The 15348-nt window shown below is 72.5% G+C and carries 12 protein-coding genes; 3 read left to right on the top strand and 9 right to left on the bottom strand.

Annotated features, from left to right (window positions below; all coding sequences use genetic code 11):
- Positions 1–68 precede the first annotated feature (68 nt).
- On the bottom strand, positions 69–956 hold the full coding sequence (gene efeO, locus C4T42_RS14275) for an iron uptake system protein EfeO (protein ID WP_020093141.1): 888 nt from the start codon (positions 954–956) through the stop codon (positions 69–71).
- A 241-nt stretch (positions 957–1197) separates the two neighbouring features.
- Positions 1198–1383 (bottom strand): hypothetical protein, encoded by a 186-nt coding sequence (locus C4T42_RS14270; protein ID WP_020093140.1) that lies wholly within the window; start codon positions 1381–1383, stop codon positions 1198–1200.
- A gap of 209 nt (positions 1384–1592) precedes the next feature.
- On the opposite strand from C4T42_RS14270, the gene C4T42_RS14265 reads away from it, so the two are divergent.
- Positions 1593–3938 carry a HAMP domain-containing sensor histidine kinase gene (locus tag C4T42_RS14265; protein ID WP_026604924.1) on the top strand — a complete coding sequence of 782 codons (2346 nt, stop codon included), beginning with the start codon at positions 1593–1595 and terminating at the stop codon, positions 3936–3938.
- Positions 3935–5320, top strand: coding sequence for a sn-glycerol-3-phosphate ABC transporter substrate-binding protein UgpB (gene ugpB, locus C4T42_RS14260; protein ID WP_020093138.1), 1386 nt, complete (start codon positions 3935–3937; stop codon positions 5318–5320). The genes C4T42_RS14265 and ugpB overlap by 4 nt, the downstream gene beginning before the upstream one ends.
- 129 nt (positions 5321–5449) lie before the next feature.
- Here the strand turns inward: ugpB and C4T42_RS14255 are convergent, their stop codons facing one another.
- The 5 genes from C4T42_RS14255 to C4T42_RS14235 form a co-directional block, all read right to left on the bottom strand.
- The gene (locus tag C4T42_RS14255; RefSeq protein WP_020093137.1) at positions 5450–7087 is read right to left on the bottom strand and encodes an ABC transporter substrate-binding protein; all 1638 of its coding nucleotides are present in this window, start codon (positions 7085–7087) and stop codon (positions 5450–5452) included.
- Positions 7084–9411 (bottom strand): HAMP domain-containing sensor histidine kinase, encoded by a 2328-nt coding sequence (locus C4T42_RS14250; RefSeq protein WP_020093136.1) that lies wholly within the window; start codon positions 9409–9411, stop codon positions 7084–7086. Before C4T42_RS14250 ends, C4T42_RS14255 begins: the two co-directional genes overlap by 4 nt.
- A 244-nt stretch (positions 9412–9655) precedes the next feature.
- Entirely contained in the window at positions 9656–9871 is a 216-nt protein-coding gene (locus C4T42_RS14245) for a hypothetical protein (RefSeq protein ID WP_020093135.1), read from the bottom strand.
- A 15-nt stretch (positions 9872–9886) separates the two neighbouring features.
- Positions 9887–10156, bottom strand: coding sequence for a hypothetical protein (locus C4T42_RS14240; protein WP_020093134.1), 270 nt, complete (start codon positions 10154–10156; stop codon positions 9887–9889).
- A gap of 141 nt (positions 10157–10297) precedes the next feature.
- The gene (locus C4T42_RS14235) at positions 10298–11062 is read right to left on the bottom strand and encodes a response regulator (protein ID WP_020093133.1); all 765 of its coding nucleotides are present in this window, start codon (positions 11060–11062) and stop codon (positions 10298–10300) included.
- Positions 11063–11196: 134 nt separating this feature from the next.
- Here C4T42_RS14235 and C4T42_RS14230 point away from each other — a divergent pair, with 134 nt between their 5' ends.
- Entirely contained in the window at positions 11197–12951 is a 1755-nt protein-coding gene (locus C4T42_RS14230; protein WP_020093132.1) for a DUF3369 domain-containing protein, read from the top strand.
- Between the two features lie 316 nt (positions 12952–13267).
- Here the strand turns inward: C4T42_RS14230 and C4T42_RS14225 are convergent, their stop codons facing one another.
- On the bottom strand, positions 13268–13777 hold the full coding sequence (locus C4T42_RS14225) for a c-type cytochrome (RefSeq protein ID WP_020093131.1): 510 nt from the start codon (positions 13775–13777) through the stop codon (positions 13268–13270).
- A gap of 54 nt (positions 13778–13831) precedes the next feature.
- Entirely contained in the window at positions 13832–15223 is a 1392-nt protein-coding gene (locus C4T42_RS14220) for a PLP-dependent aminotransferase family protein (RefSeq protein WP_020093130.1), read from the bottom strand.
- Positions 15224–15348 lie beyond the last annotated feature (125 nt).

Below are 15348 nucleotides of genomic sequence, written 5' to 3'. Positions count from 1 at the left end.
CAAAATCTGGTCGCGCTGCCGCCTTTAGCCACGAAGAGAGGCCACAGCGCGGCACCTCGGCAATGATATCAGTCTAGACCGAGCCGGCCACGCAGCGTCGACAGATCTTCAGCCAGAAGGGTGATGGGCCCCTTCAGGGCGTTGCGGTCCCGGGCGGTAAGGTTGTCGTAGCTCTGGAAGCCGCCGTCCGGACTGCGGTAGCGCGCGAGCAGGTCCTCGACCCGCTTGTAGCTGCGCTCGACCCGGGCCACGAAGTCCCGGTCCGTCAGCAGCGGCCGCAGGAGCGTGAACACCACCTTCGAGCCCTCGATATTGGCCTGGAAGTCCCACAGGTCGGTGCGGCTGTAGCGCTCCTCCTCGCCGCTGATCTTGGTGGCGGCGATCCCCTCGATCAGGGCCGAGGCCGCCCCGACCGCCCGGGCGGGCGGGATGGCGAGCGCCGCGAGTCGGTCGCGCAGGGTCACGGTCTCGGCGGTGAGCCGCTCCGCGACCTCGCCGAGCCCCTCCGTGGTGCCGAGGGTGAACAGCGCCATCTCCAGCCGATGGAAGCCGACGAAGGCGGGATCGCGCTCGCGCAGCTCGAACTCGTCGCTGCGCACGTCGAGACGCTTGATCAGCTCGGGAAACAGGGCCGCCACCGGCTCGATACGCTCGTAGGGCGCGCGCGCCGGGGCGTAGAGCCGGCGCGCCTCCGCGAGCTGCCCGGCCTGGATCGCCGCGACGAAGCGCGCGGTCTCGCGCACGAAGGCGTCGGCCTGGGCCACGACGTAGGTCCTGTAGGCCGCGAGGGCCGCGGCCAGCTCCGGCGGCACCGGCCGGGACGGCCGGGCGGGACGCGGGCTGTCCGGCATGTCGAGGGACCAGCCCGGGCGGGGATCGCCGACGCCGATCAGCGTCGCCAGAGCGAGGGCCGCGATGCGGGATCGGTCCCGGGCGAGGCTTGGAGACGCGGGCATGGGCGGCGGCGCATCGTGACACGGGGCGCGGCCCGAGCCGGCCGCATCGACCGGCTAATCGAGGCCTCACCGGCGGGCAACTGCCGACCGCGGCGGCGGTTCGCGGCGGGCCCTGGTCGACCGGCCTTCCGGCGGCCTCGCGGAGCATGATCGCGGCGCGCTCAGACGAGGAGCGGGATCACGATCGCGAGCAGGACATTCCCGCCGACGAGCAGGATCAGAGGAAGCGTCTCCATACCGGTCAGCCCAGGCAGGACCGGGCGCGGATCCCGGCCATCGCGGGCTTGACCGGGCAGGCGGGCGCGTCCGCGGCGTAGCTCCGGGTGCCGGCCGGCTGCCCGGTGACGGCCTGCGAGAGCGCCGGCAGGTAGGTCGTGCCGACCATGATGCCGGCCGAGAGCAGGAGGCGGGCGATGACGTCGAGCATGGTGTTTCCCCTCATTCGGCCTTCGAGGACCGTTGTGCGGGGCGGTATCTACGCAAGCGGTGCTGCGGGAATATTGCGTCCCGTGTTGCTTCAGCGCTCTCGGGAAGTCATCGCGCCGATGGCACAATAACGGACTGTGTCGTCGCGGAATCAGCGATGGATCGGGGAGCGGGACGGGTGACGGGGCGCGGGACACGGTGCGCGGCGCGATGATCCGCGGGTTGGGGAGGTCCGGGATCGCGCGCCGCGTCCTCGTGGTCGGCGCGATCCCGATTCTCGTCGCGGCCGCCATCGCGCTGGGCGCCTGGATCCTGCTCTACGAGGCCGAGCGGGCCCGGACCGGCGCCGTGGTGGCGACGGAGACCGCACAGACGCTGACGTCGATGAACCGGGCGCGGGCGGATGCCGTCAGCGGCGGCACCGCGCGGCGGGACGAGGCCGAGCGTCGCTTCGACGAGCGGGCCGCCACGGCGGCCGGGCAGCTCGAACGCCTGGAGGGTCTCGCGCGCACGCGCGGCCAGTCGGCTCTCGTGGCGACCGTCACGGGCGATCTGAACTCGCAGGTGACGCGCATGCGCTCGCTCCTGCTCTCCGAGCGGACCGCGAACGCGACGATCGCCGATATGGCCCGGCGGGCGGACGCCCTGGTGGCCCTGACCGACGTTGCGCGCCGGCGCCAGCAGCAGGACAACGCTCAGCTGATCGCCGTCCTGGCCGTCAAGGATGCCGAGCTGGAGCGGAACCAGGGCGTCGTCACGGCTCTCCGGGAGCTCCGGGAGGCGATCAGCACCGCGGAGCTGAACCGGGCGCGCATCGGTCGCCCGGTCTTCCCGATCGAGTTCGATGAGCTCGCCGCCGACCTTCGGCAGCTCGATGCGGTGGGCGACCGGCTACGCCGCGTCCTGCGGGTCGACGGCGAGGCGGGGGCGGCGGACCGGGCGACAAAGCTCCTGAAGGCGTACCGCGACCGGAGCCGGACCGAGGACGGCCTCAACAGGGTGCTCTCCGAGGGCTTCGAGCTGACCCGCGCGACCCAGGCCGGCCGCGTCCTGGTCGAGTGGTGCGACCAGCTCGTCCAAGTGAACGTCACCCGGCAGAACCGGCTGTACGAGGAGGTCGCGCTCCTGATCCGTCACTCGGTCCTCTCGAACGAGGCCGAGCTCTCCGCCCAGGACATCGCCCTCACGGCCCTGCGCCTGGCCCGGCGGACGGATGCGGCCCTGGCGCGCCGGGATACTGCGGAAGCGTCGCGGGTGCTGGAGGCGGGCGCGGAGCTGTCGGGCACGTCTCGGACGCTGCTCATCCCGGTGAGCATCCGGGACGAGATGGCGGAGGCGATCGACGGGTGGCGCACGCAGCTCGCCGCGACGATCGGGAAGATCGGCGAGCAGAACGAGACCATCGCCGACATGGACAGCCGCGCCGCCACGATGAGCGCCAACGCGCAGACCTTGAGCCGGGCCTTCATCGACGATGCCGACCAGTTCGGCAGCGTGATCCGGCAGTTGCTGGTCGTGGGGGCGGTCGGCGCCCTGTGCCTGGGGATCGGCGCCGCCGCCGCGGTGGCGCGCTCGATCACCCGGCCGCTGCACGCGCTCCAGCACAGCATCGTCACCGCCGCCGCCGCGCCCGCCCCCGAGGATATCGGCCGCGACAGTCACCTGCTCACCCGACGCGACGAACTCGGCGACATCGCCAGGGCGACCAACGCGTTCCTGGAGCAGATCCGCCGCCGCGAAGCGGACCGGCGCAACGCCTCCCAGCGCGCCGACGACGCGCTCACGACCCTGCGGCAGGCCCAGGAGGACCTGATCCGCGCCGAACGGCTCGCCTCGCTCGGGCAGCTCGTGGCGGGCGTCTCGCACGAGATCAGCACCCCGCTCGGCATCGCCCTGACCACGGCGACGCAGGTCCAGTCCGACTCGGCGGCGTTCGCGCGCATGGTCGGGGACAACCAGCTCTCCCGGTCGCGGCTGACCCAGTATGCCGGGCGGATGCGGGAGGGCGCGCAGCTCCTGACCAGCAACCTGATGCGCGCGGCCGATCTCCTCTACAGCTTCAAGCAGGTGGCGGCCGATCAGGCCATCGAGGACCGCCGCCCGCTGAACCTCGCGGACTGGATCGACGAGCTCCTGAAGAGCCTGCGCGCCCTGGCGCGGCCGGGCCGCCACGTCTTCGAGGTCGACTGCCCGCCCGATCTCGTCGTCGACACCCTGCCGGGGATCCTGGCGCAGGTCGTCTCGAACGCCGTCAAGAACGCGATCGAGCACGGCTTCCAGGATCGGGAGGGCGGCCGCATCACCATCACGGGGATCCGGTCCGGGGACGGCATCGGCCTCTCCATCGCCGATGACGGGCGCGGCATCGACGGGGCCGACCTCGGCCGCGTGTTCGACCCGTTCTTCACGACGGCCCGCGCCCGCGGCGGCACGGGCCTGGGCCTGCACATCGTCCACAACCTCGTGGTGAACCGCCTCCAGGGGCGGGTCGAACTGCAGAGCAGCGCGGGTGCCGGCACGGTGCTGCGGCTGTGGCTACCGGAGCGGCTGGCATGAGCGGCGCGACGCAACCCATCCGGCGCGGCGTCGGCCGCTCGAGGCTGCCGAGCGCCGGCCTGCTCATGACGCTGCTCGTCGGGCTATTCGTCGGGCTGCCCGCCGCGCTGCGCCCGCTGCCCGCCGCGGCCCTCACCGAGATCCAGTTCTGGCACGCCCTGGACGGGCCGAACGGCGAGCTGGTGACCCGCCTCGCCGACACCTTCAACGCCTCCCAGCCGGACTACCGGGTCGTGCCGGTCTACAAGGGCTCCTACGCCGAGACGATCAGCAGCGGCATCACGGCCTACCGCACCGGCGCGGCGCCGCACCTGCTGCAGGTCTTCGAGGTCGGCAACGGCACCATGGCGGCCGCCGTCGGCGCCGTCAGATCCGTCGCCACCGTGATGCGGGAGGCCGGGCTCTCGGTGACGCCCGAGGACTTCCTGCCGGTCGTCGCCACCAACTATCGGGATGCCGAGGGCGGGATGCTGTCGCTCCCCTTCAACGTCTCCTCGACGGTGATGTGGATCAACCGCGACCGGTTCCGTCTGGCGGGACTCGACGCCAAGCAGCCCCCGGCGACTTGGCCCGAGGTCTTCGAGGCCGCGCGGCGGCTCAAGGCGGCGGACGGCAAGCGGTGCGCCCTGTCCTCCGCCTGGCCGACCTGGGTGCATCTCGAGCAGCTGTCCGTCTGGCACGACCGGCCGCTCGCGACCCGTTCCAACGGCCTGGACGGCTACGATGCCGAACTCGTCTTCAACGGCCCGCTCCAGGTCCGCCACCTGCAGAACCTCGTCGACCTGAAGCGCGCGGGCGTGTTCGAGTACAACGACCGCGTCAATCGCGGCGAGAGCCGGTTCGTCTCGGGCGACTGCGCGATCTTCCTCACCTCGTCCAGCCTGTACGGCAAGGTCGCCACCGCCGCCCGGTTCGACTGGACGGTCGTGCCCATGCCCTTCTATCCCGACGTCGTGCCGGAGCCGCAGAACGCGATCCTGGGCGGCGGCTCGCTCTACGTGATGCAGGGCAAGACAGCGGACGAGTACCGCGGCGTCGCCCGGTTCCTGGCCTTCCTGATGGACGGGCGGCAGCAGGCCGCGATGTACCGGAACACTGGCTACATCCCCACCACGCGCGCCGCCTACGACGACGCGGTGGCGGAGGGCTTCTTCGAGCGGCACCCGCAGCTCCACGTCGCCGTGCAGGAACTCACCCGGCGGCCGCCGACACGCAACACCGCCGGTCTGCGTCTGGGCAACATGCTGCAGATCCGGGACATCTGGGCCGAGGAACTGGAGGCGGCGCTCGACGGCGCGAAGGCGCCGCAGCGGGCCCTCGACGACGCCGTGGCGCGGGGCAATCAGGTGCTGCGGGTCTTCCAGCAGCGGACCAAGAAGTGAGCGTGGCGGGCGGTCGGCCCACACCGTCATCGCGAGCGCCGCGAAGCGACCCAGGGATGCGCGCCGTGAGTGAACGTGGCGCTGCTGGATTGCTTCGCTCCGCTCGCGAGGACGGTGCTGTCGTTGCCGTCAGCGCGGGTCGCGGAACCGTACCGTCTCGAACAGGTGGCGGCCGAGGGGATCCATCGTCAGGCCGAGCACGTCGTCGCGGAGCGCCAGATGCACCTTGGTGTGGGCCAGGGGCACCCAGGGCATCGCGCGCCGGGCGATGGCCTGAGCCTGCCGGTACAGAGCCTGGCGCGCTTCCCGGTCGCCGGTTCGGCGGGCGGCCTCGACCAGCCGGTCGTAGGCCGGGTCGCACCAGCGGGCGAGGTTGGCGCCGCCGGTCTGGGCGGCCTTGCAGCCGAGCAGGACGTTCAGGAAGTTGTCCGGGTCGCCGTTGTCGCTCGTCCAGCCGTAGAGCATCAGCGTGGGCTCTCCGCCGTACAGGGCGGCGCGGTACGCGTTCCAGGGACGCGTGACCGGGCGCGCGCGGATGCCCACCTGCGCGAGGTCGGCCTGGATCATGTCGGCGACGCGCCGGCCATTCGGGTTGTAGGGTCGGCTGACTGGCGGATACCACAGATCCACGTCGAAGCCGTCGGCGAGCCCGGCCTCGGCCAGCAGGCGCAGCGCCTCGCCGCGATCGAAGGGGGTGTCCGGCAGGTCCGCGTCGTGGGCCCAGATCCCGGGCGGCAGCGGCCCCTGCGCCAGGATCCCGGCGTCGCCGTAGACGCCCGCCACGATCGCCCGCCGGTCGATGGCGAGGTTGACCGCGCGCCGCACCCGGACGTCGCCGAAGGGCGCGCGGGTCGTGTTGAGGGCGAGATAGGCGACGTTCAGCTCGGCCAGCGCGAGCAGCGTCAGGCCCGGCTCCGCCCGGATCGCGTCGAGGTCGCCGGTCGCCGGGAACGCCATGGCGTGGCACTCGCCGGCCCGCAGCTTGTTCAGCCGGACCGCCGCGTTCGGCGTGATCGCGAAGACAAGACCGTCGGGGCGCTCGCCCGGCTCGTTCCCGTCCGCGGCGCGGCGCCAGTAATCCGGGAAGGCGCGGTAGCGGAGGACCTGATCCGGCCGGTACCCCTCGAAGACGAACGGGCCCGTCCCGATGGGCGCCCGGGCGAGGTCGTCCGACGCGTTGCCGGCCGCGAGGGCGGCCGCGTACTCGAGGGACAGGATGGCGCCGAAGGCCTGCGCGATGTTGGCGAGGAAGGTGGTGTCGGCCTCGCGCAACCGGAAGCGGACGTGGCGCGGATCCGGGGCGTCGACGGTCTCGATCAGGTCGGCGAGGCCGAGATCGTGGAAGTAGGTGAAGCCCTGCGCGGCGCCGTCGGGCCCGGAGCGCCGCTGCCGGGTGAACGAGAACACCACGTCGTCGGCGTTCAGGGCGCGCGTGGGGGTGAAGCGCGCGTTGGCGTGGAAGCGGACGCCGTCCCGCAGAGCGAAGACGTAGGTCCGGCCGTCTTCCGAGACCGTCCAGGATTCGGCGAGGGCCGGGCGGATCGTCGTGGTGCCGGGCACGAACTCCACGAGCGTATTGTAGACCTGCCACGCGGCGTTCATCGTGGTGGTGGTCGTGGCGCGGGCGGGATCGAAGGTTTCCGGGCTGCCTTCCGAGCAGAACACGAAGGTGCGCGCCGATGCCGGGCCGTGCCCCAGGAGCACCGCCGAGATGAAGCCGGCCGCCAGGGCGCGCTGGCCGGCGCGGTATGCCGCGGCCGGCCTCACGGCGTCCGGATCGCGCCGGTCCGCGGCCGGGCGGCCGCTCCAGCACCCTGGGCGGGAAAGTCGACCTGCACGACGGTCCCCTGGCCGGGCTCGCTGCTGACCGCGATGCGGCCGCCGAGCTTGGCGGTCACGAGATTGTGGACGATGTGCATGCCGAGCCCCGTGCTGCCGGCGCTGCGGGCCGTCGTGAAGAACGGGTCGAAGATCCGGTCGAGGTGCTCCGGCGGGATGCCCTGACCGGTGTCGCGGACCTCCATCCGCACGAGGCCGCCCTCCCGCTCCGACACATCCACGGTGATCCGGCCCGGCTCGCCCGCCCGGAACCCGTGCACGACCGCGTTCGCGATGAGGTTGGTCACGATCTGCGCGAGCACGCCGGGATTGGTGTCGATGACGAGGTCCGCGGGGCAGGCGCGCTCCACCGTATGGCCGCCCTTGCGCAGCATCGGCCTGAGGCTCGCCAGCAGGTCGTCGAGCCAGGTCGCCAGCACGACGCTGCGGCTCTCGTCGCTGACGCGGTCCACCGCGACCTGCTTGAAGCCCTGGACGAGGTCGGCGGCCCGGGTGAGATTCGTGCAGAGCAGGGTGGCGCCCTCCTCGACCCGGTCGACGAAGTGGTTCAGCCGGGACCGCGACAGCGTGCCGGCAGACAGGCCGGTGCGGAAGGCCCGCGCCTCGTCGCTCATGAGCGTCCCGGTGGTGAGCGCGATGCCCAGCGGCGTGTTGATCTCGTGGGCGACCCCGGCCACGAGCTGCCCGAGGGAGGCGAGCTTCTCGGCCCGGACGAGGTTGTCCTGGGTCCGGCGCAGCTCGACCAGGGCGACGTCCGCCTGATCCTTGGCCCGGCGCAGCGCGCCTTCCCGGCGGGTGATCTCGGAGACGAACACCGCGGTGGCGCGGGCGATGTCGCCGAGCTCGTCCCGGCGCGCCGTGCCCCGCACGGCCGCCCCCGCCGGGTTACCGGTCAGCATGACCATGTCGCCCTGGAGGGCGCGCAACGGCACCAGGATCGAGCGGGCGACGAGGATCACGACCAGCGCGCCGAACAGCAGGAGCCCGGCCGCGCCGGCGAGCAGGATCCGCTGGATGACGATGCCGGACCGGTCGGCGTCCTCCACGAAGGCGTCGTTGAGCGCCTTGGCGCTGTCGATCATCGTCGCGGCGAGCCCGTCCATCGCGACGATCATGGCGTTCTGCTGCCGCAGGCCCCCGATGGTGGTGGTGAGGCGCCCGCGCCACCCGTCGAGGGCCTGGACCATCTCGGCCTGGATCAGCGGCGAGATCGGCAGCGAGGCGGCGCTCCGGGCGAGGCGCTCGCCCTCGTCGCGCATCCGCTCGGCGAGGGCCGCGTCCCGGTGCAGGAGGGCGCCCGCGGTGCGCGGCCCCAGCTTGAGGGTGCTGATCGCGACGTTCTGGGTGGCGCGCTCGATCTCGTTGGCCTCCACGGAATAGGCCAGCAGCTGCGCCACCTCGTCGTGCAGGCTCTCCTGGCCGGACGTCTCGATCTTCAAGGTGCGCTCGATCCAGGCGTCGAGCCTCGCGCGGAGGTCCGGCTTCGACCCCGCCGTCTCGGCGGTGAGCGCGTCGAGGGCCTCCGCGTCGGCGTCCCGGCCGTCGGCCCGCAGCGCCGCCGCGAGGTCGCGGCTGGCGGCGCGGAAGAGGCCCTGCGCGCGCGGGCCGTCGCCCTCCGAGACCGCCGCTCCGGCGGGGCCGGCCGCGGGCGCATCGCTCCGGGCCGCGGCCTGGGCGGCGAGCACGGCGCTCTCCGCGCTCCGGGCTCGCAGGGCGTTGAGGCGGGCGACGAGGCCCCGGGCGACCCGCAGCGCCTCGACCTTCTCGGCCGTCGAGCGCGCGAGGTCGGCGTTCGAGGCCTGCTGCCGCAGGCGCGCCCGGTCGGTGAGGTCGATCAGGGTGTCGGCCCGCTGCGTCATCTCGCGGATCAGGCCGTCATTCTCCCGGGTCCGGCGGACGAAGGCGTCCATCTCGCCCCGGTAGCCGGCCAGCGCCCGCTCTACCGAGGCGGTCCGCGCGCGCTGCTCGTCGATGCGGGCGAAGCCGGCGAGCCGGCCGAGGCCGGCCTCGGCCCGTGCCGTCAGGCTGGCGAAGCGCTCGGCGTAGGCGGGCCGGTCCTGCGCGTCCGCGGCGGCGTACTGGTCGCGGACCAGGCGGGCGGTGGCGATGTCGTGGTACACGTCGGCGGCCAGGACCGCGCCGCGCCGGGCGCGCTCCTCCTGCGCCAGGAGGAGCCAGCCGGCCATGGCGATCGCGCCGGCGGCGAGGATCGGCACGCCACCGACCAGGGCGATCTTGGGTCCAACCCGCATCCGCGTCCCGACATAGGGGTCCGGCAGCAACTTAAGGCCGTGCCGGAGAGCGGTGCAATCGGGCGGCGTTCCGGCGACCGGATCACCCGGTGTCCGCGCGCAGTCTTCGGTCGCTGCCGCCCGCTCCGTCATCGCGCGCGCAGCGAAGCGACCCAGGGCTGCGCGCGTCCGGCCGATACGGCGCCGCCGGATCGCTTCGCTGCGCGCGCAGAGACGGCGTCGAAGCCATCCGCCACGGGTGGTCTCAGCGATGTCGGGATCGGGGCGGCCGCGGGTCCGGGCCGGCCAGCACGGCATCCTGCGCGTCACGCGCGCGATCGCGCGGCGCCGGCACGCCGAACCGCTCGGCGCAGGTCGGCAGGCGCCGCGGAGCGCGTTCTCCGCCGTGCAGCATGCGGCGCAGCGCGCCGAGCAGGTCGGGATCTTCGTCGGCACCGGGGTCGTCGCTGAAGTGCGGCATGGCGGTTCGCGCCCCTCATCGACGGCCGGGCGCGGCGTCGACCGCGATGAGCCGGACGCGACGGCCCGCCGGGTCGCCGACCGGGCCGGCACCCGCGCAGGCGCCGGGCGGGTACGGCCAGGCCGCCCCGCCACAGGCGGCGCCGTCACGGGCCGCCGCGGAGGCTTTTGCGCCCCCGCTGGCCTGCATCGGCACCGTGCTGGCCGCTTGGGTCCAGCCGACGAGCGCCAGGACGCAGAGCGTGCCGAAAGCCGCGGCCGACGAGGTACCGATCACGTGTCGCATGGCCCGTCCTCCGGGCACTTGCGGCCCTCGGTCCTGCCACGCTGATAGGGACGCTCCGTACCGCGGATATTGCTTTCAGCCCGATCTGGAGCGTGAATTGTTGCGTCACCCCATCACGACGCAACATTGATCCGGGTCGCATCAGTCTCCCTCGGGGCGGAATATGTATCCGAGGCCCCGCACGGTGCGGATGTAGCGCGGATTGCCGGGGTCCGGCTCGACCTTCTTGCGGATGCGGTTGATCCGTACGTCGATGGCGCGGTCGAACGCGTCCGGGTCGCGGGCGTCCGCGAGGTCGAGCAGGCGCTCGCGCGAGAGCGCCCGCCGCGGATTGTCGGCGAACGCCTTCAGCAGGTCGAATTCCGAGCGGGTGAGCGCCTGCTCCAGACCGGCATCGTCGCTGAGGCGCAGGGCGTCGAGCTCCAGCCATTTCGTGCCGAACCGGATGCGGCGCCCGCTCACGGGAACCGGGGCCGGCGCGGCGGCGGTCGGCGTCTGCACGCGGCGCAGGACCGAGCGCACGCGGGCGACCAGCTCGCGCAACTCGCAGGGCTTGGGCAAGTAATCGTCGGCCCCGAGCTCCAGCCCGACCACGCGGTCGATCGCGCTCGCCGTGGCGGTGAGCATGATGATCGGGATCGCGGTCCGGGCCTTGAGGTCGCGCACGATGGAGAGCCCGTCCTCCTCGGGCATGTTCAGGTCGAGCACGATCAGGTCCGGGCTGTGGCCGGCGAGGTGCTCCCGCAAGGAGCGCCCGCCGTCGCACAGGACCACCGAGAACCCGTGGAGCTTCAGGTAATCCCCGACCATCTCACGGGTCGCCGCCTCGTCGTCCACCACGGCGATCGACGGGATCGCCGCACCGCCGCGGGCGGCGCCGGGGGCGGGGCTGTCTGGTATGGTCATCGCAGCGGTGCGCACTTTCCGGGTTCGCTCTTGAACGAATGCAGGAATCGTATCGGCTCACGGTAGCGTGACAAGTTTTCAACACGATTTCTAGCGTAGTCGTCCGATTGCGAGCAGCATTTCAGGTCATAGCCATGGACGATGACACCCTCACGCTGATCCCTGACGACCTCGACGAGGCGCAGCCGACCGCGGGAGCCTGGGTGATCGCCGTGATCGACGACGATCCGGCCGTGCATGACGGCACGCGCTACGCGCTGGCGAGCTACACCCTCGACGGGCGCGGCCTGGAGATTCTCACCGCCCGTTCGGCCGCGGAGGCGCGGGTGCTGCTCGCCGAGCGCCGCGACGTGGCGGTGGTGCTGCTCGACGTGGTGATGGAGACCGACAATGCCGGGCTGGAGCTGGTGGACTACATCCGGCGCGAGCTCCGGCAGGAGACCGTGCGCATCATCCTGAGGACCGGCCAGCCCGGGCAGGCGCCGGAGCGGCGGATCATCGTCGACTACGACATCAACGACTACAAGGCGAAGACCGAGCTGACCGCCGACAAGCTGTTCACCAGCCTCACCGCGGCCCTGCGCGCCCATCAGCAGCTCAAGCGCCTCGACGAGACCCGGCGCGGGCTCGAGATCATCATCGACGCCGCGCCGATGCTCCTCGATCACAAGTCGATGCAGCGCTTGGCGGAGGGTGTCCTCACCCAGGTCGCCTCGCTCCTGAACGTCGCCTGCGCCGGCATCTTGGTCCTGCGCGAGACCGCCGCCCCGCAGGAGCGCTTCTGCGTTCTGGCCGGCTCCGGCTGTTACGGCCACTACGCCGGCCGCGAGCCGTGCTGGCCGCTGGAGGAGCGGGTGCAACCCCTCGTCGAACGCGCCTTTGCCGAGCGCCGGCACAGCTTCGGCGAGCACTGGTCGACCCTGTATCTGCACACGGCGAGCGGCAGCGAGATCGTCGCGCTGATCGAGGCCGACCGCCAGTTGTCCGAGACCGACCGGTCGCTCATCGCCCTGTTCACGAGCCGGCTGTCGATCGCCTTCGACAACGTCATCCTCTACGAGCGGCTACAGCTGACCAACGCCGACCTCGAGCGGCGGGTCGTCGAGCGGACCGCCGAGCTGATCCGGGCGAATCGCCGGCTGGACCTGCAGCGCTCGGACCTGCGGCGCGCCAACAGCCTGAAGACCGAGATCCTCGGCACGATCGCGCACGATCTGAAGAACCCGCTGGCGGTCATCCTCGGCCGCGCCGAGATGCTGTCCGACCTGATCGACATGCAGGGCGACCGGGAGCAGATGCGGGCGCAGGTGCAGCACGTGCGCACCAGCGCCAAGGGGCTGACGACCATGATCGACAGCCTCATGGCCGACGCGATGAACGACGCCCTCGACATCAGCCTGCGCCGGGAACCGGTCGACCTCGCGGGCCTCGCCCGGGAGGTCTGCGAGGCCGACCGGCCGCTCGCCGACGCGAAGGACCAGACCCTGGTCTGCGAAGGCCCGGACGAGCTGTTCCTCTGCGGCGACGCCGAGCGCCTGCGCGAGGCCCTCGACAACCTCGTCTCGAACGCCATCAAGTACAGCCCGACGGGCGGGGCGATCACGGTCCGGGTCAGCCGCGAGCCGGGCCCGCGCGGCGCGGAACTGATCTGCGCCGTCGCCGACCACGGGCCCGGCCTCTCGCCGGAGGATTCGGCCCGCGTGTTCGGGCGGTTCCAGCGCCTGTCGGCCAAGCCCACCGGCGGCGAGAATTCGACCGGTCTCGGGCTCTCGATCGTCCGTCGGATCGCCGAGCTTCACGGCGGCCGCGCCACGGCGGAGAGCGCCGGTCCCGGGCTGGGGGCGGTCTTCGCGATCCGCTTCCCGGAAGAATCCGTCGGGCTGATCTGAGGGATCGCCGGGTCAGTCCGTGCCGCCACGCGAGACGTCGCGCAATCCGGCGGCAGAGGAGCTTGACCACAACGCCGCTCCGAGGCGGCCGATCACCGGCCGCGACCGCGAGGGGACGGCCGATGGCGACGCGCAGGATGACGAAACCGCGTCCGGATCCGACCGGCTCGTCGCTTGGTCGATGATCGCGGGTCTCGCACCAACTCTGATCCAGTACGCGCACGGCGTCGCCCTGCCCACGCGCTTCGTCGGACCGGCAGGACGATCCCGACTCCGATCGCGTCGCGAAGGACGCGCGATGCCGCCGGGGAGCCGCTCAAGGCCGCGACGGGTGCGCCTCTGCGTCACCGTCCCCCGGTGACCGGGTCCGGAGATAGGCGATGAGATCCCCCCGATCGAGGGGATCGGGAAGGCCGCGGAAGGTCATGCGCGTGCCGGGCGCCAGCTTCGCCGGGGCGGCGAGCCAGAGGTCCATCCGCTCCGGTGTCCAGACGCCGCCCAGCGCCCGGAGCGCCCCGGTATAGCCGTAGCGCCGGCTGTTGCTGGCGACCGGCTTGCCGAGCACGCCGTAGAGTTCGGGTCCGTTCCGATCGCCCGCCCCCGGGCTGATCGTGTGGCAGGCGGCGCACTGACCGAACAGCCGCCCGCCGCGCTCCGCGTCGGCCACCCGCATGACGTCGTCGAACGTCGGGGTCTCGCCCAGGGCGCGGCGGCGCTCCCGTCCGTCGTCCGAGCAGGCTGACGCGAGCAGTGCCAGCGCCAGTGCCGAGACGCGCGAGGGACGACGCGGGATGCGCGGGCGCGTCCGCCTGAGACACCGGAGCATCGCGTTCCCTTCGCGGTCAGAGGGGTCGGACCGGCACGCGCCGCCTCTGCCGGCTCAGACAACGGTGGAGATCGCGCCGGGCGGGTGCGCCAGCAGCGTCGCGAGCAGGCTGAGGCCGTACCGGAGCGTCTCGGCGTCCGGCGCCGCGCCCAGGGAGACGCGGATCGCTTCCGGGGCGGCCCCGACCGCGAAGGCGTCGCTCGGGACGACCGACACGCCGAGCTGGCGCGCGTGGGCGCCGAACTCGCCGCGACGCCAGGGATCGGGCAGCCGGAGCCACAGATGGTGCCCGCACGGATGCGCCCAGACGTCTAGGTCCCGGAGCGTCTCGCGCGCGACCGCCTGCCTGAGCTCGTTCTCCTGCCGGATCGCCGCGACGATGCCGTCGAGTTCGCCCTCGGCGATCCAGTGCGAGGCGAGCGCGGCCGTGAGGGGCGAGGCCATCATGTTGATCGCGCGCAGCTCGGCCGCCAGCCGCACCGCCTCGTTCGTTCCCGGGACCGCGACGTAGGCGATGCGCAGGCCGGGACTCGCGCATTTGGACAGCGTCGCGATGTGCCACGTGATGTCGCTCGCCTGAGACGCGATGGGAGCCGGCGCGTCGTGGGGCAAGGCGCCGTACGCGTCGTCCTCGATGATGGCGACGCCGTGCGTGCGGGCGATCTCGGCGATCCGCCGACGCCGGATTGCCGGCAGGGTCGCGGTGGTCGGGTTGTCGAGGGTCGGCACGAGGTACAGGGCCCGCGGCCGATCGGATCGGCACCGCTCGAGCAGGGCGTCCGGGTCGAGCCCCTCCGCGTCGCCGACCACAGGCAGGAGGCGGACGCCGCGGCGCTCCGCGGCCATGCGCAGCCCGGGATAGGTGAGCGCCGGGACGCAGAGGGCGTCGCCCGGCTTCAGGACGGCAGCGAGCACGGCGGCGAGCACGACCTGGGCACCACCGGCCACGAGGACGCGCTGCATCGGGAGCGCCCCGAGCCGTTGACCGAGCCAGTGGGCCGCCGCCGCCCGGTCGGCGAGGTTCCCGGCACTGTCCTGGTACTGCATCCGGGCCAGGAAGGTCGACGAACCGGCCAACCGCGACAGACCCGCCTCCAGGCGCTCCGCCAGCCGCGCCGCCTCCGGCTGGGGCGGCATGTTCATGCTGAAATCGACGCTGCCGGACGGATCGGGCCTGCGCATCTCCGCGGCCGGCGAACGGGACGCCCGGACGAAGCTGCCCCGGCCCGCGGTCGCGTCGATCAGGCCCGTTCGGCGCGCCTCGTTGAAGGCGCGCGTGACCGTCGTGAGATCGACGTTGAGGTGCTTCGCCAGGGCGCGCTGCGGCGGAAGGCGCGCTCCCGGCGAGAGCCGGCCGGCCCGGATGTCCTCGGCCAACGCCCGGACGATGGCGAGGTACTTGGGCCCCGTGTCGCCGGCGATTGTCGGGCTCCAGGATTCCATCATTGACCCCTGTAATCCCACCACTGTATGCATACATTGAGCGTGCGGCCAGAGCGCTCAGTGTTCCAAACCGGCCGCGATCCGCCAGAAACCTGTCGGATGGCTCAGTCTCAACCGCGATTGTATGG

The organism is Methylobacterium sp. 190mf (assembly GCF_900107945.1).
Lineage (GTDB): Bacteria > Pseudomonadota > Alphaproteobacteria > Rhizobiales > Beijerinckiaceae > Methylobacterium.
The sequence above is the reverse complement of the archived record's forward strand: the minus strand, read 5'-3'. Positions and strand labels throughout refer to the sequence as shown.